This window comes from bacterium, assembly GCA_035559435.1.
GTDB lineage: Bacteria > Zixibacteria > MSB-5A5 > WJJR01 > WJJR01 > JACQFV01.
Genome location: DATMBC010000071.1, coordinates 1 through 22,872, shown reverse-complemented (window position 1 = coordinate 22,872; position 22,872 = coordinate 1). Strand labels below are relative to the sequence as shown.

The following is a 22,872-nucleotide window of genomic DNA, read 5'->3' as shown; positions in this document are numbered from 1 at the left end:
AGTGCCCATCCTAAAGCAGACATTGAACGAACTCCCGTATCGACTTCTGGCAAATGCGATTGCATGCGTTCCATCCGCGCATGGCGGATGATTCGTCTACGGCATCATCCGGTCGCGTGGAGTATCTTGCGCCACGGGTAGACGTATGAACCGATACGACATCGCCATCATCGGAGCCGGGCCCGCCGGCGCGAGCGCGGCGCTTTCGGCCGTGCGGGGAGGCGCGCGTGCGGTGATCATCGAGAAGCAGCCGCTGCCGCGCCCAAAGCTCTGCGGCGGCTGGGTGGCCCATCGCGCCCTGCGCATGCTGGAGTTCCCGCTCGGCGAGGATGTCATTGAACACCGCTTCGATACGGTCGACTTGCGCGACGGAACCCGGGGCGTCCGCTACGTGGCGCCGGAGGGACTGGGTGTCTTTGTCGATCGCGCAATCTTTGATGCGCATCTGATCGCGGCGGCCGAATCGGCCGGGGCGGCGCTGCTGACGGCCAAGGTTACCGCCGTCCAGCGCGACGGCGCCGGGATCAATCTGATGACGACCGCCGGAGCGGTCTGGGCCGGCGGCGTGATCCTCTGCGCCGGCGCGAACTCAGGCCTGATTCGTGCGCTCCGCGCTCCCGACCCGCCCGGGCGATTCGGCGTTGCCCTCGAGCAACGTTTGCCGGTCGAATACGCCGCGCCATTGGAGGTTATGCCGGGGACCGCACGGCTCGAATTCGGCCGGATTCCGTATGGCTACGGCTGGGTGCTGCATCATGGGCCGTATCTGGTTGTGGGCATCGGAGGACGACGCGCATCGGCGGGCTCGTTGCGCGCGCACTATCGCGACTTTTGGAATCACCTGAGACTCCCGGCCGCCTTGATCGCGCCGCGGGGGCATCCGCTGCCGGTGGGCGGCTTCCGACGCGTCCTGGACCGCGGACGGATCCTCGCCGCCGGGGACGCGGCGGGGTTTGTCGATGCGTTCACCGGCGAGGGCATCACCCACGCCATCCACTCCGGACAACTGGCGGCACTGTCACTGCTGCGCTCCACCGACGATGAGGCCGGGCGCGATTACCGTCGTCGCTGCGCCGTGTCGATCCTGCCGGAACTGCGCGACTCGCTGCGCATGGCGCGACTGTTTCATACGGCGCCGCGCTTCTTCCGACAGACATTCTGCGGCGATCCGGCGGCGGCGCAGCGATTCGCCGCGGTCGTCGAAGGCAAACTCACGTACAAGAAGTATCTGGCCTGGGCGGTCGCCCGCCGACTGCGGCTCGTTTAGGACACGGCCGCCCGGCCGGTTTGACTTGTGCGGCCCGATCCGATACCGACAGATTATTGGAACAGTCAACCGCGAGGTGTGCCATGACCGAGACGTCACGTCAGGAAGAATTCAAAATCAGCGGCAGCGAATTGAAGGCGGGCTTCAAGGACGCCGCCGAGCAGGTCGGCGAGGAACTGAGGAAAGTCTTTGAAAAGGTGCGCGCCGAAGGCAAGATCCGCCGGGTGATCGTCAAGAACAAGGACGGCAAAGTCCTGGTCGATTTGCCGGCGCTGGCCGCCGGGGCCATCGGCGCGGTCGGCATCCTCGTGGCGCCGATTGTGTCCATCCTTGTCGCTTTGGGGGCGATCGCCACGGAATTGACGGTGGTGGTCGAGAAGGAAACCCCGGGCGGGGATCCGCAGGCCGCCGCTTGACCGACGAAGGGGGAGCTTGGCCCGCCCCGCGGTACGTGCCGTTGTCGCCCTCGTAACCGCAAGGGCTGTTCCTCCCGGCTTTTGATGGCTCTGGCGTAACTGGTGGCCCGGCAGATAAGGTGGCGAAGAGCGAGAAAGTGGATGATCTTGCTGCGGTTTCCTGCGTAGTTAAAGCGACTCTGATGCCCGTCTGATCAACTTAGAGCGGAGACACCCCACCCCGATGGAACTCCATCAATCACCGCCCGAGGCCACCCACGATCTCTGGACCGCCGTCGACCGCTATCTGGAGGGCATGCTGGCGCCGTCGGATCAGGCGCTTGATGCCGCCTTGCAGGACAGCGCCGCGGCTGGACTCCCGGCGATCGGTGTGTCGCCGATGCAGGGACGCCTCCTGCATCTGCTGGCACGGGCCATCGGCGCGCGGCGGATTCTCGAGATCGGCACCTTGGGCGGGTACAGCGCCATCTGGCTGGGGCGCGCCCTGCCGGACGGTGGACGTATGGTCACGTTGGAAATCGATGCCAAACATGCTGCCATCGCCACCGCCAACCTGGCGCGCGCCGGACTGGGCGATCGTGTCGAGGTGCGTCTCGGCCCCGCACTCGAGGGTCTGGCGCGATTGGCCGTGCAGGGGGAGGGACCGTTTGATCTGATCTTCGTCGACGCCGACAAGGAGAGCATCCCGGGCTACCTCGACGCGTCGCTGCGCCTGGCCCGCCCGGGCGCACTGATCATCGTCGACAATGTCGTCCGCGGCGGAGCGCTCGCCGATCCGAACAACGACGACCCGCGCGTGCGCGGCGTCCGGCGGCTCCATGAAATCCTTCGGGAACGCGGCCTGACCGCCAGCACCATGCAGACTGTCGGCGTAAAAGGTTACGATGGTCTGACGATCATTCTGGCGCCCTGAGAGGTCCAACCGCGAAAGCGCAACCGCTCAACGACGTTTGCCATACGGAGACAGCATGGCCGAACTGAAAACCAAAAAGACCGACGCCAGTGTCGCGAAGTTCCTCAACGGCATCGCCGACGAGCAGACACGCGCCGACTGCCTGGCGCTGGTGGACATCATGCGTCAGATCACGAAGTCGGAACCGAAGATGTGGGGCTCATCGATCATCGGCTTCGGCGACTACCGTTACAAGTACGCCAGCGGACGCGAGGGCGACTGGTTCCTGACCGGATTTTCGCCCCGCAAAACCGAGATCAGCTTCTATATCACCGGCTGTCTCGAGGGCGATTCGAAGGCGCTGGCGACCCTCGGCAAATACAAAAGCGGCAAGGGCTGCCTCTATGTGAAGCGCCTGGCGGATATTCACCTGCCGTCGTTGAAAACCCTGATCCGCGAGAGTGTTTCACGGATGAAGAAGAAAGCGAAGGCGTAAGCGCGAATGGGCGAGATGGAAATCATGTGGCGGTGTCTGGTCTGCGGTGAAATGTGGCCCGACCTCGGCCAGCCCCTGCCCGACCAATGCCCGAATTGCGGCGCGCCGAAAACCGAGTTTGCGCTCGTGGCGGAGGATTAGAAGCAGGGGAGACGCAGGCAACGGCGACGGGACACCGGTTGCCCGCGGTTAAAAAGAGAGTGCTTCGTCGGCCCGGTCTGCCTGCAGCAGATCGGGCCTTCTCACTATGACGATGCTGCTGTTCGCGCGGAGGCGGGGAATCCACAGCGTTGGCGGGGGTGGCCCTGACCTTGGTCAAGGATTGAGCAAGACCGATCGATTACGCGGTGTCCAGACCGAACAGCGAGCGCAGATTACCGCCCAGAATCGCCTCACGGGCATGGTCCGACAGTCGCAGCCGCTCGAGAATCTCGCGCTGTTCGTTGAAGACCGGCAGACGCCACCCGCGCGGGAAGAAATCGGAATCGCTCCCGAACAGGACCCGTCCGGGACCGAACACCTCCAGCGTCTTTTCAAAGGCATGCTGCAGATCGCGGAATTCCGATTGATCCAAAAGCCAGTTGTTCGAGGACGATGTGTCGACATACACATTCGGGCACTGCAGGCCGAGTTTCAGCAACTGCGGCAGGGTGCCGCTGCCGAAACTCAGTACAACAAACGGCAGGGTCGGGAAATCCGTCGCCGGCTGATGCAGGTCAGCCGGGTTGGCATAGCGCCAGTCATAGACATCGGGCAAGCCCCACCAGCGCCGGGCCGCCAGCCGCAACCGGCCCATGTGGACGTAGACCACCATATGGTGCTTGCGGGCGACGCGATAGATTGGATACAGCCGCTCCGAGGCCACCGAACAACGGGTCATCGACGGATACAGCATGATTCCGCGAAAACCCCATTCAGTGGCGGCGTGCTCGACCAGTTCCTCGGCCACCGGCAGATACGGATTGACCGTGGCGACCCCGATGAACCGGTCGGGATAGACACGCAACGCCGCGCCCACCGAGACCTCATCGCCGGGGATCATCGAAATGACGGTGGCGCGGGTAACGTTGTGACGGTCCAGCTCGATGACCCAGCGGTCGGCCAAACGGACCGGGTCCTGGGGCGGGGGCTCGAAGTGATGGCGCTGGGCCTGTTCGGCGATGAATGTTTCCAGGTCGCTGTAGTGCTCACGTTGCTGAGTGAGAAGACGCAGATAGTTGTGCGAGATGAAATGTATATGCGCGTCAACAACTTCCATGAAAGCAGACCCCCAATCCGCCGTATAGAGCAGAGCGTTTTCCGAAAATCGTCGCGACGGCAGTGGATGGCAAGACCCAACTGCGAGTGCCGCCAGTATTTAGCGTCAATCCTTGGTTACCCGTTACGGGCTGCGGATAATCTGACATAATGTATATTCTCGGAAGTGATCGGCCGGGAGCGGCTGCGCTAACTCCCGAGAGCCTGTAGGGAAATCCCATGACTTTCTGACTCCCAGATCGTGAACCCACTTCACAGACGCTCTGGTTCCCTGCGGACTGACGCGCTAACCCTCTGTGAGAACAGCAGGTATTGCCTCTCGATTGATTGACAACTTTATAGTACGGGCGCGGCCTTCAATTTGCTAAATCTTTCGCCGGGAGCGCAGATCCCCGTCTGCGTTTTCCGGAAGACTGGTCTTGTGGGGGCAAGCGTTGCACCCTCCCTCTCCGGGTGGTGGTTGGTACCGTGGGTGAACGAATAGGGGCGGTCGTCAAGGCCGCCCTTGTTCCGTTTGTGGCGACGGGGAAAAAGAAGGCCGGCATCCGAGGATGGCGGCCGAACCCGACCCTATGATGCCAGGGGTTACTGCGTCAGGATGCTGCGGCTGGCGGAGACGTATCCTTCGACCAGTTTGACCCGTCCGGTCGAGGCGAGCACATCGATGGTATATCCGGTGCTGGCATCCTCGGCCGCCAGCCAGACGACGCCGGACTCGAGGCAGGAGCCGTCCGGATTGAAGATCACATCATGGTTGCTGAAAGTGTTCGATGTCATCACCACGCGTCCGCCCAGCGATCCGGTCGCCAGCACCGAGTCGCCGGTGTTGTGCGTGGCATTCTGCGGGTTGTTGTCCAGAAAGACGGTCCAGGTGTTGGCGGACCCGTCGAAGCAGATCCCGGCCGGCGTCTTGTGGGCGACCGCCAGCGAGCGCGCCTCGCGCAGTTTGCCGACCAGTTCGCGCACCTGCGACTTGGTCTCCAGCCGCGGCATCTGTTCCAGGAACGAGGGGACGGCCAGCGACGCCAGAATTCCTATCATGACCACGACTATCATCATCTCCATGATCGAGATGCCCCGCTGATCGTTGATGCGCCTGTTCAATGAATTCATGGCCGTTATCCTCTCCGACTTGGGTGACTTCTCCGCCCCCGGCTAACATGCAACCCCCATGCCACAGACCGCGGGCAGGGGGCCCTTCAACGCACGAACGGAATGCCTTGGGACAGCGATGCTTAAGCCGGCGGTTCTCCCCCCTGTCCCCCCTGCCCGGCCTATTCCTGCCCGAGGGGGCCGTCGAGGGGCGTCGGAGTATGGGACGGACCCCACAGGTTGGATCAGTCACGCTAACGCTGATGGCCGCGGGGGCGTCTTTTCCACTGTCGCGTAAGTCAACGCGGATGGCGGCCATGGAGAGCGTCATTGACCTGACTTGGCCTGTGGGCCAACTTCACCGGATGAAGATGACAGCCGCCAGGGGCACAACCGACGTGGCGGCGCTGGTGGTGCGGGCCCAACGCGGCGACGAGGCTGCGATGGCCCGATTGCATCGCGACTTTTCCCCGATGGTGCATGGGCTGCTTCTGGCGCGCGTGCCGCGCGGCGAGGTTGACGATCTGGCGCAGGATGTCTTTGTGGCGGTGGTGGAGCGCCTGCCGTCGTTGCGCGAGCCGGAATCGTTCGGCGGCTGGCTGGCGACGATCGCCCGCAACCGCGCCAACGACTATCACCGTCAAAGACGCGAGGATGTCGAGTTGATCGAAGAAACCGCGCCGGACCCGCGCTCGCAGGAGGATGCCGAGGCGGCGCATGTGCTGCTGTTGGTGCGATCGCTGCCGGAGGCCTACCGTGAGACGCTGGTCCTGCGTCTGGTGGAAGGCATGACCGGTCCGGAGATTGCCGAACGCACCGGCCTGACACCCGGCTCGGTCCGGGTCAATCTGCACCGTGGCATGCAAATGCTGCGCGAAAAACTGGGATGGACGAAATGACGCCCAACGATGATTACCTGTGGGACGGCTCAGGTTCGGAAGACCCGGAAGTGCGGCGTCTGGAGACGCTGCTGGGTCGCTACCGTCAGGCCCCCGCCTCTCCCCCGCCGCGCCGTCACGAGGGACTGATCGAGATCCTGACGATGATGCCTCTGGCGGCGGCGGCCTGCTGGCTGATCGCGGTGTTTGGCGGCGCCGAACGTCCCGGCGAGCCGGTGATCGCCTGGCATGTCGCCCCGCTGGCCGGCGCGCCGCGCCTGGATGAGACCGCCGTCCACGGTGTCGTGACCACCGGCGAAGGTCACGCGATCGTCACCGACGACACCTCGGCGGCGTTGATCGAGGTCAACCAGCACGGCTGTGTGCAGATGGCGCCGAATTCGCGCCTCCGTCTGGTCCGCACCCGCCCGTCCGACCAGCGATTGTCGTTGACCCATGGCACGATTCATGCGGTCGGCCTGACCACGCCGCGCGTGTTTGCCATCGAGACGCCATCGGCCACGATCATTGATCTGGGATCCGCGTACACGTTGACGGTCGACGCCTCCGGACGCAGCCATCTGTGTGTCAACTCCGGCTGGGTGGCGGTGCGTCACGCCGGCCGCGAGATGCGCGTGCCGTCGGGCGCGGTCTGTGAGACCCGTCCCGGCGAGGCGCCGGGCACACCCTATTTCGGCGGCGCTTCGGACGCGTTCCGCGCCGCGCTCGCCCGGTTCGATTTTGAGGGCGGACATGTCGCCGATCTCGAGACCGTGTTGCGCGAATCGAACATGTGCGAGGTCTTCACGCTCTGGCAACTGCTGCCGCGGGTGGCGAAAGCCAACCGCGGGCTGGTCTACGACCGCATGGCGCAACTGTTGCCGCCGCCGCCGGGTGTGACCCGCGAGGGTGTCCTGGCGCTGGATCAGAGCATGCTGGATGTCTGGGGTTCGCAGTTTGCCCGCTCTGAGTTCATTCCCTGCCTGGCCTCCTGCACCGTGTCTTCCGTCGACGCCCGACCGCCGGTCGGGCCGGCCGCGCGCACCTGATCTTCCCGCGCGAAACTTTCGCCGGAGGCGGCCGTACTCTGAGTGTCAACGCGGCGTCCTCTCGCCGCGGGGTGCGGAATCGCAGGGGAGATTTTCGCCTCCACCAGATGGCCGCGACTAACCGAACCGCACGTCACTCGTCCAATCGGGTGAGAACGATCGCGACCATGGGAGGGACGCGCGACAACGTCAGCGATTGAACTTTGCTGAATAACAGAAGATGACCGGCGGTCTGGAAGCGGAGCACGCCGGACCTGAGTCCCACCGGACGCCATCGTGCGTCAACCACTTCGGATCAGGGGCGCGTGCCACCGGGAAGGGTGAGGTATGTCCATGCGGCGACACAAGGCGATGATTCTGATTCTGGCGATGGCCCTTCCTGGCGCCTCGCTGGGCGCGGCGGCCGAGCCACCCGCCGCCGACAGCGTGATCAAGGCCGATCCGCTGCGCGAAGTGATGGCGGTGCGCCGCACCGGCGAGTTCAAACTCGACGGTCTCCTCGATGAAAAGTTCTGGGCGGAAGCCCCCGCGGCCAGCGGCTTCAAGCAGACCTGGCCCAAGGAAGGCCAGCTGGCCAGCGAGTCGACGCTGGTGCGTCTCGCCTACGACGACGAAGCGCTCTATGTGGGCATCGTCTGTTACGATTCCAAACCGCACGAGATCCGCCGTCGCCTCACCCGCCGCGATCGCTCCACCGAGGCCGACTTTGTCCAGGTGGCGATCGACTCCTACCATGACCGTCAGACCGCCTACGCGTTCAACGTGAACGCCTCCGGCGTGCAGCGCGATCTTTACATCTACAACAACAACTGGAGCGATGACTCCTGGGACGCGGTCTGGGAGTCGAAAGTGCGCGAGATTCCCTATGGCTGGACGGTGGAGATGAAGATCCCCTACCACTGCCTGCGCTTTCCGCCTCAGCCGGAGCAGGAGTGGGGCATCGACTTTATCCGCTACATCTCGCGCAACGATGAGACCACGCGCTGGCAGTTTGTCCCCCGTTCGGAGGCGACCGGGGTCTCGCGTTACGGCCTGCTGAAAGGCATCCGGCAGATCGACCCGCCGCGGCACCTGGAGCTTCTGCCCTATACGACCAGCAAGGTGCAGACCGAGCCGAAGAAGCCGGGCAATCCCGACGGGCGCGAGATGCTGCAGAATGCCGGCGCCGACTTCAAATGGGCCCTCTCCCCCAACACCGTGCTGGATGCCACGATCAACCCCGACTTCGGGCAGGTCGAGGCCGACGGCACCGTGCTCAATCTCGGGCGCTTCGAGACATTCTATCAGGAGAAACGCCCCTTCTTCCTCGAGGGTCTGCAGCTGTTCGACACGCCGTTCAATCTCTTCTACTCCCGGCGCATCGGCGCGGCGCCGCGCTATCCCTCCGGCGCCGCCTCCGACGACATGATCATCAGCCGTCCGGAGGCCGCCACGATTCTCTACGCCGGCAAACTCTCCGGCAAGACCGGCGGCGGGCTCTCGTATTCGATGGTCAACGCCATCACCACCGATGAGCACGCCGAGTACTACGGCGCCGATGGCCAGGGCGACACCGTGGTCCTGCGCGAGCGGGTCGCCGAGCGCGGCATGGCCAACATCGCCCGCGTCAAGCAAGACATCCTCGGCAACTCGTCGGTCGGCCTGACCGTGACGTCCCTCTACAAAGACACGCGCAACCCGTCCTACGCCGGCGCGGTGGACTGGACGCTGCGGACCAAAAAGAACAGTTACGGGTTCCGCGGGCAGGCGGGGGCGACCGACCCGGCGCTGCGCGCGCCGGGCTGGGGTGTCTGGCTGCTGGCGGAGAAGCTGTCGGGACGGCACGTCATCGCCGAGACCGGGTTCGAATACAACGACCGCGCCTTCGATTACAACGATCTCGGTTTCATCCGCCGGGCCGACTACGTCGGCGGGTGGTCGTGGCTGCAGTACCGCACCGAGAAGGGTTGGGGGCCGATCAGCCGCACCTGGAACAACTTCAACTCCTGGTACAACTGGAACAACGCCGGTGACCGTCTCGGGCTGGGCTTCAACTGGAATGGCCAGATGCAATTCAAGAACCTCTGGTACCTGGGCGGCGGCCATGAGCGCTCGGCCCGCCGGGTCGACGACTACGAAATCGGCAGAAGGGTGATGGTGCCGCAGCCGGCCGCCACCTACTCCTGGGTCTGGGCCGAGACCGATTACCGCAAGCCGGTCAGCGGCAACATCAACTACTCCTGGGGGGATGACCGCGACGGCGCGCAAAACAGCTACGATCTGTTCATGACCGTGCGCCCCTCGACCAACTTGGAGGTCACCTTCGGCCCCAGCTACGCTCTCAGTTGGAATTCGTCACGCTACATCACCACCGTCGAGCCCGGCCAGAACACCCCCGGCGGATACCTGTTCGCCGAGCAGGACGCCGAGCAGTTTTCCCTGACCGTACGCGGGATCGCCACCTTCACCACCGCGCTGTCGGTGCAGCTGTACGCCCAGCCGTTCATCGCCCACATCACGCACGACAATTACAAGTACTGGGACGGCGGGTTTGCATTCACGCCCGCGCCGGATCAGTCGCTGGACGGCACGCCGGGCGATCCGGACTTCTCGCTTCTGAGTTTCAACGCCAACGTGGTGGTGCGCTGGGAGTACCGCCCCGGGTCGACCATCTTTCTGGTCTGGTCGCAGGCGCGCGACGATTTCCGCGAACTGCCGCAGTTTTCCTTCCGCCGCGGCATGGATCAGCTCTTCGACCTGGGTTCGCGCAACGTCTTCATGATCAAGATGAACTATTGGTGGAATCTGTAACGATTGGACCGTAGCTTCGGAGCACCGTGATCCCGCAGGTTCCGGGAGGGGACCTGCGGGACACGGCATTTGTATGCCCGGAGATCATCACGCATGACAGCGCCGCGCTGGGCGGTCCCGCTGGCCGGGGCCCTCATCCTCATGGCCACCGTTGCCGCCGCGCAAAACGGCGCGCCGAAGGAACGCAAGACGCTCACCGCCACCCGCGTTGCCTCAGGCGATGTCCGCATCGACGGTCGTCTCGATGAGGCGTTCTGGCGCCAGATCCCGATGGCCGACGACTTCGTGCAGAAGGAGCCCAACGAGGGCTCAACCCCAAGCGATCGCACCGAGGTCGGGTTTGTCTACGACGACGACGCCCTCTATGTCGGGGCGCGCATGCACTGCGCCCACCCGGAGTCGTTGCGCATCGAGTTGAACCGGCGCGACAATCCCGGCAACTCCGAGCAGCTGATCGTCTCGATCGACTCCTATCGCGACCGCCGGACCTGCTACGATTTCGGCGTCTCGGTCGCGGGGGTGCGCACCGACCGTTACCACTCCTACGACCACGAATACGACAAGGATTTCTCCTTCAATCCGGTCTGGGACGCGCGCACCGCCATCGACTCGCTGGGTTGGACCTGCGAGATGCGCATTCCGTTCTCGCAACTGCGCTTCATCGATCAGGAGGTGCAGGTGTGGGGCGTGAACATGAACCGCTGGATCCCGGCCCGCAACGAGGACATCTTCTGGGTGCCGGTGCCGAAAAGCGAGACGGGGTGGTCGTCGTGGTTTGGCGATTTGCGCGGTATCCGTGGCATCCAGCCCTCGCGCCGCCTTGAGCTTCTCCCCTATTCGGCCGCCGATCTGCATCTGGAATCGGAGAGCGACCCAGACAACCCGTTTGGTGACGGCAGCGACTTCAATGGGCGTGTCGGCGCCGATTTGAAGATGGGTCTGGGGCCGAACCTGACCCTGGACGCGACCATCAATCCCGATTTCGGACAGGTCGAAGCCGATCCGGCCGTGGTCAATCTCTCTGCCTACGAGACCGTTTTTTCCGAAAAGCGGCCGTTCTTCATTGAAGGCAGTCAGCTCTTTTCGGTCGAGGGTGAAGACTACTTCTACTCCCGCCGCATCGGCGCCCGTCCGCGCGGGCCTGCCGAGGGCGATTATGTCGACTTTCCCGGCAGCGCCACGATCCTCGGCGCCGCCAAGGTCACCGGGCGCACCGCCGGCGGCCTGTCGATTGGCGCGCTGAGCGCCCTGACCGCGCGTGAACACGCCAGGACCTATGACAAGTCGACCGACCAGGAAGCCGAGATCGAAGTCGAGCCCGCCACCGGTTACGGGGTGTTGCGTCTGCAGCAGGAATTCGGCGCCAGCCAGTCGACCGCCGGGATCATTCTGACCGGGGTCGAGCGCGACCTCGACGCCGCGGATCCGTTGGCTTCGCTCCTGCGCCGGCGCGCCGTTACAGGGAGCGCCGACTGGAATCTGCGTTTCAAGGGCGGCGCCTACGACATCGTCGGTTTCGCCGGCTTCAGCCGTGTCGAAGGCAGCGAGGGCGCGATCCTGCGCACGCAGCAATCCAGCGCCCGCTACTTCCAGCGTCCCGACGCCGGGTATGTCCGCATCGACTCGGGCGCGACCGCGCTGTCGGGGTACGCCTTCGGGCTGCGCGGCGGCAAACGCTCAGGGCGCCACTGGCTCTGGGGCGGCGGCTTCTCGGTGGAATCGCCGGAGTTCGAGCTCAACGACGCCGGCATCGTCAGCAAAGTCGACGACATCGACGCGTGGAGCCATCTCATCTACCGCGAGCAGCGGCCCGGGCCGCTCTTCCGCAGCTACGAGATCACCCTTTCGCAGAACTCCTTCTGGAATTTCGCCGCGGTGAAGAAGCCCGCGCACGATCCCTCGCACATGCTGTCCTTCGCCGAACTGGACATCGAAGCGACCTTCCGCAACTTCTGGCGGACGCAATACTTCGTCGGCTACGACTGGCCGGGCAAGTCCGACGATCTGACCCGCGGCGGGCCATTGGCGGGAACGCCGCAAGGCATCTTCACCGAGATCTCGGCAAGCAACAACTTCACCAGCCGCACGACGCTGTCGGCGTTCGTCTTCTACTTCAGCAACGACATCGGCAGTTGGGAACAGAGCGCCGGATTCGAAGTGGGCGGTCGCATCGGCAGCCGCGTCTCGTATTCGATTGAGCCGCGCTATTCGCGCGAAGTCAACGCCCGTCAGTATGTGGCGACCCTGCGTCCCGATGCCGACGACGCCGGCAATCCGGCGACCTACGGCAACCGCTACGTGTTCGGGAATATCTACCGTTCGCAGATTTCGGCGCAGCTGCGGCTCAACTGCTACTTCACGCCCGATCTGAGTCTGGAATGCTACGCGGAGCCGTTTGCCGCCAGCGGCGAGTATCGCGGCTTCGGCGAACTGCCGGCGCCGGCCCGCACCGATCTGCGCGAGTATGGTGTCGCGGGACGGACCCTGACCGAAGTGGAGGACGGCCGCTACGTGGTCACCGACGGCGCAAACACCTTCGACTTCCGCGCCGACGACTTCGGCGTGCGATCGTTCCGCAGCAACGCAGTGTTGCGCTGGGAATTCCGCCCCGGCAGCACCCTCTACCTGGTCTGGCAGCAGGACCGTTTCGGGTTCGAGGAACCGGGACGGCGGGTACGGCTCAAATCGCTGGAGCAGGCGCTCTCGGCCGAGGGCTCCCACTACTTCGCCGTCAAGATCAGTTATTGGATGCCGGTGTCGTAGACTACGCCGCCAGGATCTCGACCAGCGTGATCTCGAACGTCAATGCCTGCCCGGCCAGCGGGTGATTGGCGTCGACGATGATCGCGTCGTCCGTGACCGCGGTCACCACCACGGTGAAACTGGCGCCGTCGGGATGCTCCGATCGCAGCCGTTCGCCGACCTGCGGCTCCATGCCTTCGGGCAACTGGTGTCGTCCCACCTGCACCACCAACTCTTCACGGCGCGGGCCATAGGCCTCTTCGCAGGGAATGCGCGTGGTGCGTGTCTCGCCGGCGTTCATGCCGAAGAGTACTTTTTCGAATCCGGGAATCACCAAGCCGGCGCCGAGGGTGACCTCGAGCGGGTCGCCGCCGGCGGAACTGTCGAAAATGGTGCCATCATCCAGCTTGCCGGTGTAGTGCACCGTAACCGTATCGCCCTGTTTTGCCTGCGGCATCTGTCTCCCTTCGGTGGCGGGTGGCTGCCCCGTGGACAACGTACGGGAGTTCGCAAGCCGACACAAGCGGCTTGGCGGTGGCGGAAGACACGATTCGTTCAACCGCCCAGGTGCGGCGGCTCCTCGAGGATGGCGAGAATCTCCCTCGCGCAGTAGACACGGTCGCGCTTTGATTCCGATGTCTGGGTGAGAATCTTCTCCTTCTCCAGCCGCTCGACCGCCCGTTGGGCGGTGGTGAAGGCGACGCCCAGCCGCTCGGCGGCACCCTTGATCGTGCAGAAGGGATTTTCCGCCAACAGCGCGAGCAGTTGCGCCGGCGTCTTGCTGGGCGCGCCGGCGATCCGGTTGCGCCACTCGCCCAACAGCGTGTTGATCCGCTCGGCGCGGCTGAGCGCATCCTCCGATTGCCGCGCCACGCCGTTGAGGAAATACTCGACCCAGTCGCCCCAGCGGCCCGCCTCGGTCACGCCACGCAGACGATCGTAGTATTCGCGCCGTGTCGCCTCGAAGAAGGCCGACAGGTACAGAAGCGGTGACGGCAGGATCTTGCGTTCGACCAGAAAGAGCGTGATCAGCAGCCGTCCGACACGGCCGTTGCCGTCGAGGAACGGATGGATCGCCTCGAACTGATAGTGCCCGATCGCGATCTGCACCAGCGGCGGCATGGTGGTGAGGTGCATGTATTTCTCCCACTCGCCGAGCGCCTCCATCATCTCCGGCGGCGGCGGCGGGACATAGGTGGCGTTGGCGATCCGGCTGCCGGGCGGGCCGATCCAATTCTGCGTGCGGCGGAATTCCCCCGGCGTGGCCTGGTTGCCACGCACCCCGCTCATCAGCTTCTTGTGCAGTTCGCGCACCAGCCGCAGTGACAATGGCAGGGTCTTCAGCCGCTTGATCCCGTATTCGAGCGCGACCACGTAGTTGCCGACCTCGTGCAGGTCATCGGGACTGCGCTCGATGGCCGCGCCCGCCTCGGAGGCCAATAGCTCGCCGATGGTCGCCTGTGTGCCCTCGATCCGGCTGGAATGCACCGCCTCGCGCGCGATAAAGGGCCGGATGAGCAGATGCGGGTTGGGCAGCCGACCGCCCTCGCCGGCCAAACGGCCCACCAGACGGTCGGCATCGGAGAGGGCCCGCACCAACGCCGGCGTCCAGCCGATCTCCTGTGGCGGCGGATCGGGCACGAAGGCGTAGTACCCCTCCCCCGCCTTGACCATCCGTCCCGGTCTCTGTCCCGCTGTTTTGGTTGTCATGCCACCCTCCCCCCTCTTGGATTTCGGTGCCCGGGGGTGAAAATAGCCCCCAAGTATTATTATCGGAATAGAAATAATTCGAAAATAGTTGTCCGGCGCTATTTTCGCCGACGAAAACAGCCGGGAACGCAATTAGCGCCGCAGGTAAAGCCGAAAATAAGAAAGAATTAATAAGGCATTGCCTCCCACTCAGTTATGGCTTCGTAAATGACCGCACACTCCCGATGCCGGTCCCGGGAGTTGTCAGATTGATGGCCAGCCGGCGTGGACGTGGCTGATTCTGGTTGGCATGCGCAGGCAGGGAACATAGGTTCCCGAGAGAAAAAACAAGCGAGAAGCATCCAGGACCGGGGGATAATCATGCCAGCGAAAAAGCCCACGTCCAAGTCCAAGACCGCCGCCAAGCCGGCCCGCCCGGCGGCGAAGAAGACCACGCGCAAGACCACAAAACCGGCAACCGACCAGGTCAGGCCGGTGACGTTCGTCCTCGATGCTCCCTATGGCAGGGACGTCGCTCTGGCAGGGACTTTCAATAACTGGACGCCGCAGTCGATGGCCAGGGACGCCGATGGCCTCTGGCGGCTGAGGCTGGATTTGGCGCCCGGGCTGTATCGCTACAAGTTCCTGATCGACTCGGAGTGGAAAGAGGATCCCGCCAACGAACGCAAGGAGCCAAACGAATTCGGTGGCTATAACTCCGTGATCGAAGTAACCTGACCGCCGCGGTCGCGTTATCTCTCCCCTCCCCTGCACCCCGACCCACTCCGCGGGTTTGTCGCGCGCCTCCCTTTTCCGAGGCGGGTAAGGTTTCCGGCAAAATTCCGATAACCTGAAAACAGACAACCGACTTCCAGGACGACACCATCGGGGGCAGTATGAGCATCGGATTTGTGGTTGGCTTCTCCATCTTCCTGCAATTTTGCGCGGTTCTGCTGTCATTTCGGCTGATGACCTCGCCCAAAAACAGGATCGCGGCGCTGCTCATCATGGGCAGCTGTAGTCTGAGCGCGACACGGCGGATCATCACCATGACCGAACTGCTGCGCGGCCGGGGCGGCTACGAATGGCCACTGTTGCCGGAGACGCTGGCGCTGTGCGGGTCGCTGTTCATGGTGCTGGGGTTGCTCTGGTTCGAGCCGCGCTCCGTGCCGGCAGAGGCGGATGAGACAGCGGGGAACGCGGTCGATGCCGGCGGGACGGTCAATGTTCCGCAGGATCTGATCGACTGCCGTGCCTGCTTCCACGCGATGCCGGCGGCGTTCGCAATCCATCGGGTCGTGGTCGATGGCCGCGGCTATCCGATCGACTACGAGTTTCTCGATGTCAATCCCGCCTTCGAGCGCCAGACCGGCCTCAAGCGCGGTGATGTGATCGGTAAACGCGTCACACAAGTCATTCCCGGCATGGACGAAGTGGTCCGACAATGGATCACCAACTACGGCCGTGTGGCGCTGACCGGACAGCCGATGGAGTTTGAGGACTATGCCGCGCCGTTGCGGCGGTGGTATGCGGTGCAGGCCTTCTCGCCGCGGCGCGGGTATTTCATCACGATTTTTCAGGACATCAGCGAGCGCAAGCACGCCGAGGCGGCGCAACGCCGCGGCGCCCCCTACAGCGCGCTGGCCGTGCGCGCCGATGGCGGCGCCACGGACGGGACCGGGCCGCTGCCGCGCGCGAAGACCGTGTAGACGGAGGGTTTACTCATGCCACTGAAATTCGCTGTCGACCACGCCGCCCGTATCATTCGCGTCCGTGCCTTTGGCACTTTTGGAAGCAACGATGTGAGGGATTACCAACTGCATGTGCGGGCGCTTCCGGAGCACCGTGGATTCCATGAAATCTTTGATCTCTCAAGCGTTGAACGGATTGAATATATCTCCGGTCGCAACGTGCGCGAATTGGCGGAACTGGCGGCCAGTAACGATTCGCCCGCAGAGCCCACCTATCTGGCGATTGTGGCGCCGCATCCGACCGCGTTCGGACTGGCACGGATGTACCAGACCTACCGTGACATGGCCCCGCACAGCACCCGTATCGTGCGGATCTTCCGTTCGTGCGACGACGCAGAACAGTGGGTCGGACAGATGATCCGCACACGGGCGGCCGCTGGCGTAGCCGGCGCGCTCTGCACGCCGTGGACATCGGAATAGCCCGGACGCCGCCGCCACGGGGCCGAGCGCGTCCGCGGCATTGCCACCGAATCCTGAGATCGGCGCTCGAAATGTGGTTGACCCCGGCCGCTCTGCTGCGCGACCATGGCGGCAACGCACGCCGGCCAGTCGCCGGCAACTTTTCAACCCAATCCGGAGGACCATCGATGAAGCCGATTACGCGTGTCGCGCCGTGGGGGCTTGCCGCCGTTCGGACGGCCTTCGTTCTGAGCCCGAACGCCTCGGCGGGGGATCGGGACCATCTCAACGGATTCTTCCTGCGGCTCTCGGCGGGCGTCGGCGCCGCCTCCACCGAAATTGAAGCGATGAACACCAAGGTCAAATTCTCCGGGCCGGCCGGCGATCTCAACTTCGCGATCGGGGCCATCGTGGCGCCCAATCTCGCGCTCCACGGGACCCTCTTCGGCTGGAGCATGACCAACCCGGATGCGGAAGTCGGCAATGCCGAGGGCGAACTCGATGGCGATCTCACCCTCGGCGCGGTTGGCGTGGGGCTGACATACTATCTTATGCCCGCCAATGTCTATCTATCCGGTTCGGTCGGACTCGGCTCGCTCACTCTGGAGGCCGATGACATGGACCTCGAATCCGATAACGGCGTGGTCATCGACCTCACCATTGGCAAGGAGTGGTGGGTGGGGCGGAACTGGGGGCTGGGAGTGGCCGGATCGCTCGGCCTGCACTCGATCCCTGATCCCGATGTCGATGAGAACTGGAGCGGACCCAGCGTCGCCGTGCGCTTCAGTGCCACGATGAATTAGCCCAATGGTCAGATGTGGGTCCGGCCGGACAGCCAGCTGGCTGTTGTCCGGCCGGAACTTTTTTTGTCCGGTTTGGGTAGGGTCTATTATTCGAGTCCCCTGCCCCATCGGCAGGTTACCGCAAACCAGCGAGCACAGAGGAGGCAAGCATGCGCAAGTCCATGGCCACGGCCTTGTCAGCGATCGGAGTGGCGGCATGGCTGACAGCGACCGTCACGGTGGCGGCGCCGCCCCGCAATTTCCGCACGCATCTGTCCGGAGATGAGGAAACGCCCGCGGTGTCCACCCTCGCCCAGGGCCAGGCTGAATTTCAGTTGAGCGGTGATGGCCTCACATTGTCCTACAAACTCATTGTGGCCAACATCGAGAATGTGCGCGCGGCCCACATCCACACCGCACCGGCCGGTACCGCCGGGCCGGTGGTGGTCGGGCTTTACCTCGGGCCGACTCTCCCGGGACGCACCGATGGCGTCCTCGCAGAGGGTGTCATCACCGCCTCCAACCTGACCGGTCCGCTGGCCGGGCATCCGCTTTCCGATTTGATCGCGATCATCGACGCGGGCGGCGCCTATGTGAACGTGCACACCGACCAGCATCCCAGCGGCGAAATCCGCGGCCAGATCGACTGAATCGGCTCGGGGTGTCGAATGACCCATGCCCAGGCAATGGGCGGCCTCAGATTCCCCCGTGCGCGAATGCGCGTATCGCTGTCGGGAATGCTCACCATTCGCGGCGGCTCAACGCCTCCGGGCTTCGCCCTCCCGGATGGGGAACTTTCGTAACGAACGGGAGGGCGACGCTTTGCGGAGCCTGCTCTTGTCAGGGACCAGAAAAAGGGCAGGCTCGGCGGAAGCCTCGCCCTCCCCGAGCAGGACAAGGGGTTTTCCGTCCATCGCTCACTGCCACGTCACACCGTGTATGTCAATGAAATCCCCCGGCCGCCTCGCAGAGCGACCGGGGGGTGAGTGAAGCGACCATTCGCCCGACTGCGGCGAATGGGGGGAGGTGCGATCAGAAACCGACGGCGGTCTGGAGGAACACCGTGTCGTTGTTGGCGCCATCGGTGAGTTGGTACTCAACGCGCACCTGCGCGCCGGGGCCGACGCGGTAGCCCGCGCCGGCCGAGGTGGAAAGAAGCGTGTTGGTCATCGCCACGTTCTGCGGCCACACCACCGCGCCGTCGGCGTTGAACACATCCTGGCGCACCACGCCAAACCAGTGTTCGTCGACGCTGTACATCCCCTGCGCGTAGAACCCGAACACCGTTTCCTTCCCGCCGACCCGGTGGCGCTCATGGCTGATGAACTCTCCCTTCAGTTCAAACTCGTCGGTCCGGCCGGTGAGGTCGAACCCGAAGAGGCGCTCATCCTGCTCGTTGTTGTCGGTGTATCCGGCGGCGAAGGAGGTTCCGAACTCGATGTGCTCGTTGACCACCAGCCCGAAGCGCGCGCCGTAGGCCTCGGTGGGGAACACATCATCGGAGGCGGCATCGTTCCCGCCTGCGACCAAACCGGTCGGCGCGGCCCGCTCCGGCATCCGTAGAGTCTTCGACGTGCCGAAGCCGTTGACCGCAAACACCGACCAGTTCGCCCAAGTCTGCTCGCCGTGGAATTCGACGCCGAGATCGTTCCAGCCACGGTGGGTGTTGGCGATGACCGTGGGCATGGACACCAGCGGCCGGTCGACACTGCGATAGGACCGCCAGTCCAGCCCGAACGGGACATCAAACTGCCCCGCCATAAAACCCGCCGAGATGGTACCCAGCGGGTTGACCCGCGGCTTGCCATCCCATTGGTAAACGTTCCAATCGACGAAGGCCTCGTCGATGGCGACATTCTCGTCGAAACCGTAGGCGATCTCCATCCCCGCCGTCACCCGTCGCGACAGATCCGACGACAACTCAACCGCCAACTGGCCGATCTGGAAGTCATTCTTGCCCAGCTCGGCGTTGCGTCCGACCGCCTGTACATCGAAGTACCCCGAGACGCTGACGCCGTTGGACGACAGACCGCCCCCGGCGAATTGCGCCCACGCCGGGCCACACGGGGCCATGGCCAGCGCGAAGACCGCGATCCCAAACAGGATGTTTGCGATTCGATGGTTGCCTGCTTGCGGTAACATCTCCGAACTCCTCCCTCTGCGACCGAAATCCCTGCTTCCCTTCACTCGTCCTGCCTTGCTCCCACGAGGAGTCGGAGCGCCTCACCCGGTGATCCACTCCCCTGCCGTTAATGGGCCATTGCAAGTTGTCTGCCGTTGCGCAGGTCTGTTTGATCCGTGAACAACGCCTGCGCAAGGTGCTAACAGATAGGGAGATGCCAACTGTTCTTAAACGGTCAGATTAAGTGACGCGCCATTGAACTCCATAAAATCAAGGGGTTAGAGCAAGCAGGTATGGGGACATCCCAAGGGAGGCGAGGTGGTCGAACTGTGAACACCGTTTTCACCGAAGTCAGCGCAAATACTCAAAACTTATTCTCCTCATTTGGAACCAAGAGCAAAGTTCCGGGTAGGAAACAACTGCGCATGTCTGCCGCGCGAGGGCCCTGGGGGGCTCGATGCGGCGCAGAACCGGCCTTACGACATTACCGGGGCGGCAGGCCCGTCCCGACTCAAACGACAGGCAGGTCTTCAGAAGATTGTGCTGCGGAGGTGCAGCGCATATGTCCGGTCGCAGGTCCCTCTGCGGCAGGGCGCAGCGGCCGTGACCGTTCTACGATCGACGTTCCATCCGCTCCGATCTACGGTCCAAGTAAGTCCCTCCCTCTCCCAATCCCACGCAGTACCGCGGTTACGGCCGCGCTGCGTTTGGTCAATCCGGCGCGAATCCCTGACGGGTGTCTTCGTTTTCAAGGCGAGCGCGACCCGGCTCAAGAGCCGCTTCTACGGGTTTGGTGTGTCCAGGGCCCGCTCCCAGACCTGCTGCGCAATGCCGTGTTCCGTCGTCCAGGACCCGGCGCTCTTTGCCGGGTCCTAGGATCTTTGTTGAGCATGCAGCCGAGACCAGCGCACAGTGCCGGGAGGGCGAAGCTCCTGCGGAGCCGCCACTGAAGGTGGGCGCTTCAGTCGACGATTCGCGAATCCGTTCAGGGGGAAGGAATGGATATGGATGCAACAAGGCGATCATGCTGTGGCGGCTCGCCGGGAGGCTCGCCCCCCCGTACGTCATGTCAGTGGGGGTGCAGGACAAGGGCCTGAAAGCCCCTAGTCGCGCGACCGGTGCGTGCCAGAAACTCAGTGACGGTCACCGTCGCGCGGCATTAATTGGCGGGATTGATCCGGGATGGATCCGGATGGTGATTTCACGGGACTTAAGGGAGAACATGGCAGCCAATAAGATTATCCTTTCGGGCATGCAGCCGACCGGACGTCTGCATCTGGGCAATTACGAAGGCGCGCTCAAAAACTGGGTCCGCCTGCAACAGGACCATGAGATGTACTGCTGTATCGTCGACTGGCACGCGCTCACCTCCGACTACAACGACACCGCGCAACTGCCCGAGCGGATCCGGCAGATGGCGATCGACTACATCGCTGCCGGCCTGGACCCCGCCAGGACCGCGGTCTTTATCCAATCCCAGGTCAAAGAGCATGCCGAACTGCATCTGCTGTTTTCCATGATCACGCCGATCCCGTGGCTGGAGCGCGTCCCCTCTTACAAGGACAAGGCCAACGAGCTGGGGCTGGACTCCTACGGTTTCCTCGGCTATCCCCTGCTGCAGGCGGCCGACATTCTCGTTTACCGCGCCGGGGGCGTGCCGGTCGGGCAGGATCAATTGCCGCACATCGAGCTCACCCGCGAGGTGGCGCGTCGGTTCAATTCACTTTACGGGGAAGTCTTTCCCGAGCCGCAGTCTCTGCTGACCCCGTTTGCGGCGGTGCCGGGGCTGGATGGGCGCAAGATGTCGAAATCCTACAACAACGAGATTTCGCTCTCGCATTCTGAGGATGAGACCCGCGCCCGGCTCAAAAAGATGTTCACCGACCCCAACAAACTGCGCAAAGGCGATCCGGGACGTCCGGAGATCTGTCCGGTTTATTCATTACACAAAATTTACACACCCACTCACGAGTCCGAAATCGCGCCACCCTGCCGCAGCGGGGCATTGGGATGTGTCGACTGCAAGATGCGTCTGGCGGACAATCTGAACGCCACGTTGCGCCCGGTGCGCGAGCGACGCGCCGCCCTGGAAAAGGACCAGCCGACCCTCGACAAGGCGCTGAAAGTCGGCGCCGACAAGGCCCGTGCCCGCGCCGCCGACACGATGACGGAAGTGCGGCGGGCGATGCATTTGCCGGCGTAAGCGGCGCCACGATGGCGCCCTTGGGAGGCCCAATCTCCCGAATGGCGATTTTGTCATCAGACGGCCGAGCGCGGCTCAACAGCCGCTTCTACGGATGATTGGGATATGTGGGGCAAGTCTGAGACCTGCCCGCCTTGCACGGCGTATTTCTGCGGGTGGGTCAATCCAGAAACAGGTACTGCTTCCAGCGCTGGTCGCCCAGGCCGATAAAGCGCTGGATGAATGTGATGTGGGTGGGACGTCGCGGTTGTCGGCGCAGGGGCATGGCCGCCTCTTCGGGCGTACGGTCCCCCTTCTTGTTGTTGCAACGCACGCAGGCGCAGACGAGGTTTTCCCAGGTCTCTTCGCCGCCGCGGTTTTTCGGGATGACATGATCGACCGTCATTGCGGTGCGCGATTGGCCGCAGTACTGGCAGCGGTGGCCATCACGCTTGATGATGTTGCGCCGGGTCAGCAGCACGCGCTTCTGTGGACGGGAGATGTAGACGCCCAGACGCACCACCGACGGCAGCGGAAAACTGTCGCGGGCGCTGTGGACCATGCCCCCTTCGAGGTATTCGATGATTTCGGCTTTGCCGAGAAAGACGAGGACCACCGCGCGGCGGGCGGGGCAGACGGTCAACGGCTCATAGTTCTGGTTGAGCACCAGAACCGGTCGCGAAAGCCCATTGCCGTTGTGAAAGCCACGTTGCCCCATGGAGCGCGTTCTCCGTGTACAACCTCGTGTCAAGATAATGCGCCGCCGGGGCGCGTCAAGGCGGGAACGCCGCGCGCGGCTCAGTCCATGCGGCGCAGAATCGCCGTCAGACGGTCCCGTGTGACCGGCGGCTCCAGCAGGGTGCCATCGGGGAATTCCAGGACCGGGATGCGCTCGCCATAGAGGGCAAACAGGCGCGGATCCCGGCGGATGTCGACCGGCTGGATCGCGATCGGGAAACGACGCCCCGCAACTTCCAACAGCGATTCGGCGTCCTCACAAAGCGGGCAGCCGGGCTTGGTGTAAAACCGGACCAGAATTTGTCTGTTCATGCGGGAACAACCCGGCGG

21 protein-coding genes and 1 pseudogene are annotated in these 22,872 nt (G+C 63.8%); 15 read left to right on the top strand and 7 right to left on the bottom strand.

Annotated features, from left to right (window positions below):
* The first annotated feature begins 145 nt into the window (after window positions 1–145).
* From VNN55_08730 to VNN55_08710, 5 genes and pseudogenes are all read left to right on the top strand, one after another.
* The gene (locus VNN55_08730; protein ID HWO57634.1) at window positions 146–1,267 is read left to right on the top strand and encodes a geranylgeranyl reductase family protein; all 1,122 of its coding nucleotides are present in this window, start codon (window positions 146–148) and stop codon (window positions 1,265–1,267) included.
* 83 nt (window positions 1,268–1,350) lie between these two features.
* Entirely contained in the window at window positions 1,351–1,683 is a 333-nt protein-coding gene (locus VNN55_08725) for a DUF4342 domain-containing protein (protein HWO57633.1), read from the top strand.
* Between the two features lie 223 nt (window positions 1,684–1,906).
* Window positions 1,907–2,596: an O-methyltransferase gene (locus VNN55_08720; GenBank protein ID HWO57632.1), complete on the top strand. Its 690-nt coding sequence runs from the start codon at window positions 1,907–1,909 to the stop codon at window positions 2,594–2,596.
* Between the two features lie 55 nt (window positions 2,597–2,651).
* Window positions 2,652–3,071, top strand: a complete 420-nt coding sequence (locus tag VNN55_08715; GenBank protein ID HWO57631.1) for a DUF1801 domain-containing protein — start codon at window positions 2,652–2,654, stop codon at window positions 3,069–3,071.
* A 9-nt stretch (window positions 3,072–3,080) separates the two neighbouring features.
* A pseudogene (locus VNN55_08710) lies at window positions 3,081–3,212 on the top strand (hypothetical protein).
* 199 nt (window positions 3,213–3,411) lie between these two features.
* Here the strand turns inward: VNN55_08710 and VNN55_08705 are convergent.
* Both VNN55_08705 and VNN55_08700 read right to left on the bottom strand, forming a co-directional pair.
* On the bottom strand, window positions 3,412–4,329 hold the full coding sequence (locus tag VNN55_08705; protein ID HWO57630.1) for an amidohydrolase family protein: 918 nt from the start codon (window positions 4,327–4,329) through the stop codon (window positions 3,412–3,414).
* A gap of 584 nt (window positions 4,330–4,913) precedes the next feature.
* Window positions 4,914–5,441, bottom strand: coding sequence for a GspH/FimT family pseudopilin (locus VNN55_08700; protein ID HWO57629.1), 528 nt, complete (start codon window positions 5,439–5,441; stop codon window positions 4,914–4,916).
* A 350-nt stretch (window positions 5,442–5,791) separates the two neighbouring features.
* Here VNN55_08700 and VNN55_08695 point away from each other — a divergent pair, with 350 nt between their 5' ends.
* The 4 genes from VNN55_08695 to VNN55_08680 all read left to right on the top strand — a co-directional run bounded on the left by VNN55_08695 (window position 5,792) and on the right by VNN55_08680 (window position 12,900).
* Window positions 5,792–6,319, top strand: a complete 528-nt coding sequence (locus VNN55_08695; GenBank protein HWO57628.1) for a sigma-70 family RNA polymerase sigma factor — start codon at window positions 5,792–5,794, stop codon at window positions 6,317–6,319.
* Window positions 6,316–7,347: a FecR domain-containing protein gene (locus VNN55_08690; protein ID HWO57627.1), complete on the top strand. Its 1,032-nt coding sequence runs from the start codon at window positions 6,316–6,318 to the stop codon at window positions 7,345–7,347. The genes VNN55_08695 and VNN55_08690 overlap by 4 nt, the downstream gene beginning before the upstream one ends.
* 333 nt (window positions 7,348–7,680) lie before the next feature.
* Window positions 7,681–10,137, top strand: a complete 2,457-nt coding sequence (locus VNN55_08685) for a DUF5916 domain-containing protein (protein HWO57626.1) — start codon at window positions 7,681–7,683, stop codon at window positions 10,135–10,137.
* 93 nt (window positions 10,138–10,230) lie between these two features.
* Complete coding sequence (locus VNN55_08680) at window positions 10,231–12,900, top strand: DUF5916 domain-containing protein (protein ID HWO57625.1); 2,670 nt, start codon at window positions 10,231–10,233, stop codon at window positions 12,898–12,900.
* Between the two features lies 1 nt (window position 12,901).
* Here the strand turns inward: VNN55_08680 and VNN55_08675 are convergent, their stop codons facing one another.
* Entirely contained in the window at window positions 12,902–13,336 is a 435-nt protein-coding gene (locus VNN55_08675; protein ID HWO57624.1) for a peptidylprolyl isomerase, read from the bottom strand.
* 98 nt (window positions 13,337–13,434) lie between these two features.
* Complete coding sequence (locus VNN55_08670; GenBank protein HWO57623.1) at window positions 13,435–14,589, bottom strand: Fic family protein; 1,155 nt, start codon at window positions 14,587–14,589, stop codon at window positions 13,435–13,437.
* 360 nt (window positions 14,590–14,949) lie between these two features.
* On the opposite strand from VNN55_08670, the gene VNN55_08665 reads away from it, so the two are divergent.
* The 5 genes from VNN55_08665 to VNN55_08645 all read left to right on the top strand — a co-directional run bounded on the left by VNN55_08665 (window position 14,950) and on the right by VNN55_08645 (window position 18,150).
* Window positions 14,950–15,306, top strand: a complete 357-nt coding sequence (locus tag VNN55_08665; GenBank protein ID HWO57622.1) for a glycogen-binding domain-containing protein — start codon at window positions 14,950–14,952, stop codon at window positions 15,304–15,306.
* A 158-nt stretch (window positions 15,307–15,464) separates the two neighbouring features.
* On the top strand, window positions 15,465–16,277 hold the full coding sequence (locus tag VNN55_08660; GenBank protein HWO57621.1) for a PAS domain S-box protein: 813 nt from the start codon (window positions 15,465–15,467) through the stop codon (window positions 16,275–16,277).
* Window positions 16,278–16,292: 15 nt separating this feature from the next.
* Window positions 16,293–16,739 carry a hypothetical protein gene (locus tag VNN55_08655; GenBank protein ID HWO57620.1) on the top strand — a complete coding sequence of 149 codons (447 nt, stop codon included), beginning with the start codon at window positions 16,293–16,295 and terminating at the stop codon, window positions 16,737–16,739.
* Between the two features lie 167 nt (window positions 16,740–16,906).
* Entirely contained in the window at window positions 16,907–17,521 is a 615-nt protein-coding gene (locus tag VNN55_08650) for a hypothetical protein (protein ID HWO57619.1), read from the top strand.
* Window positions 17,522–17,670: 149 nt separating this feature from the next.
* On the top strand, window positions 17,671–18,150 hold the full coding sequence (locus tag VNN55_08645; protein HWO57618.1) for a CHRD domain-containing protein: 480 nt from the start codon (window positions 17,671–17,673) through the stop codon (window positions 18,148–18,150).
* A 382-nt stretch (window positions 18,151–18,532) separates the two neighbouring features.
* Here the strand turns inward: VNN55_08645 and VNN55_08640 are convergent, their stop codons facing one another.
* Window positions 18,533–19,642 carry a hypothetical protein gene (locus VNN55_08640; protein ID HWO57617.1) on the bottom strand — a complete coding sequence of 370 codons (1,110 nt, stop codon included), beginning with the start codon at window positions 19,640–19,642 and terminating at the stop codon, window positions 18,533–18,535.
* Window positions 19,643–20,844: 1,202 nt separating this feature from the next.
* Between VNN55_08640 and trpS the strand changes: the two genes are divergently transcribed.
* A complete protein-coding gene (trpS, locus tag VNN55_08635) occupies window positions 20,845–21,825 on the top strand; it encodes a tryptophan--tRNA ligase (protein HWO57616.1) in 981 nt (326 codons plus the stop codon).
* A gap of 160 nt (window positions 21,826–21,985) precedes the next feature.
* Here the strand turns inward: trpS and VNN55_08630 are convergent, their stop codons facing one another.
* Together VNN55_08630 and VNN55_08625 are read right to left on the bottom strand one after the other, a co-directional pair.
* Window positions 21,986–22,522, bottom strand: coding sequence for an HNH endonuclease (locus VNN55_08630; GenBank protein ID HWO57615.1), 537 nt, complete (start codon window positions 22,520–22,522; stop codon window positions 21,986–21,988).
* Window positions 22,523–22,602: 80 nt separating this feature from the next.
* On the bottom strand, window positions 22,603–22,872 hold a 270-nt coding region (locus VNN55_08625), incomplete at its 5' end, for a glutaredoxin family protein (GenBank protein ID HWO57614.1).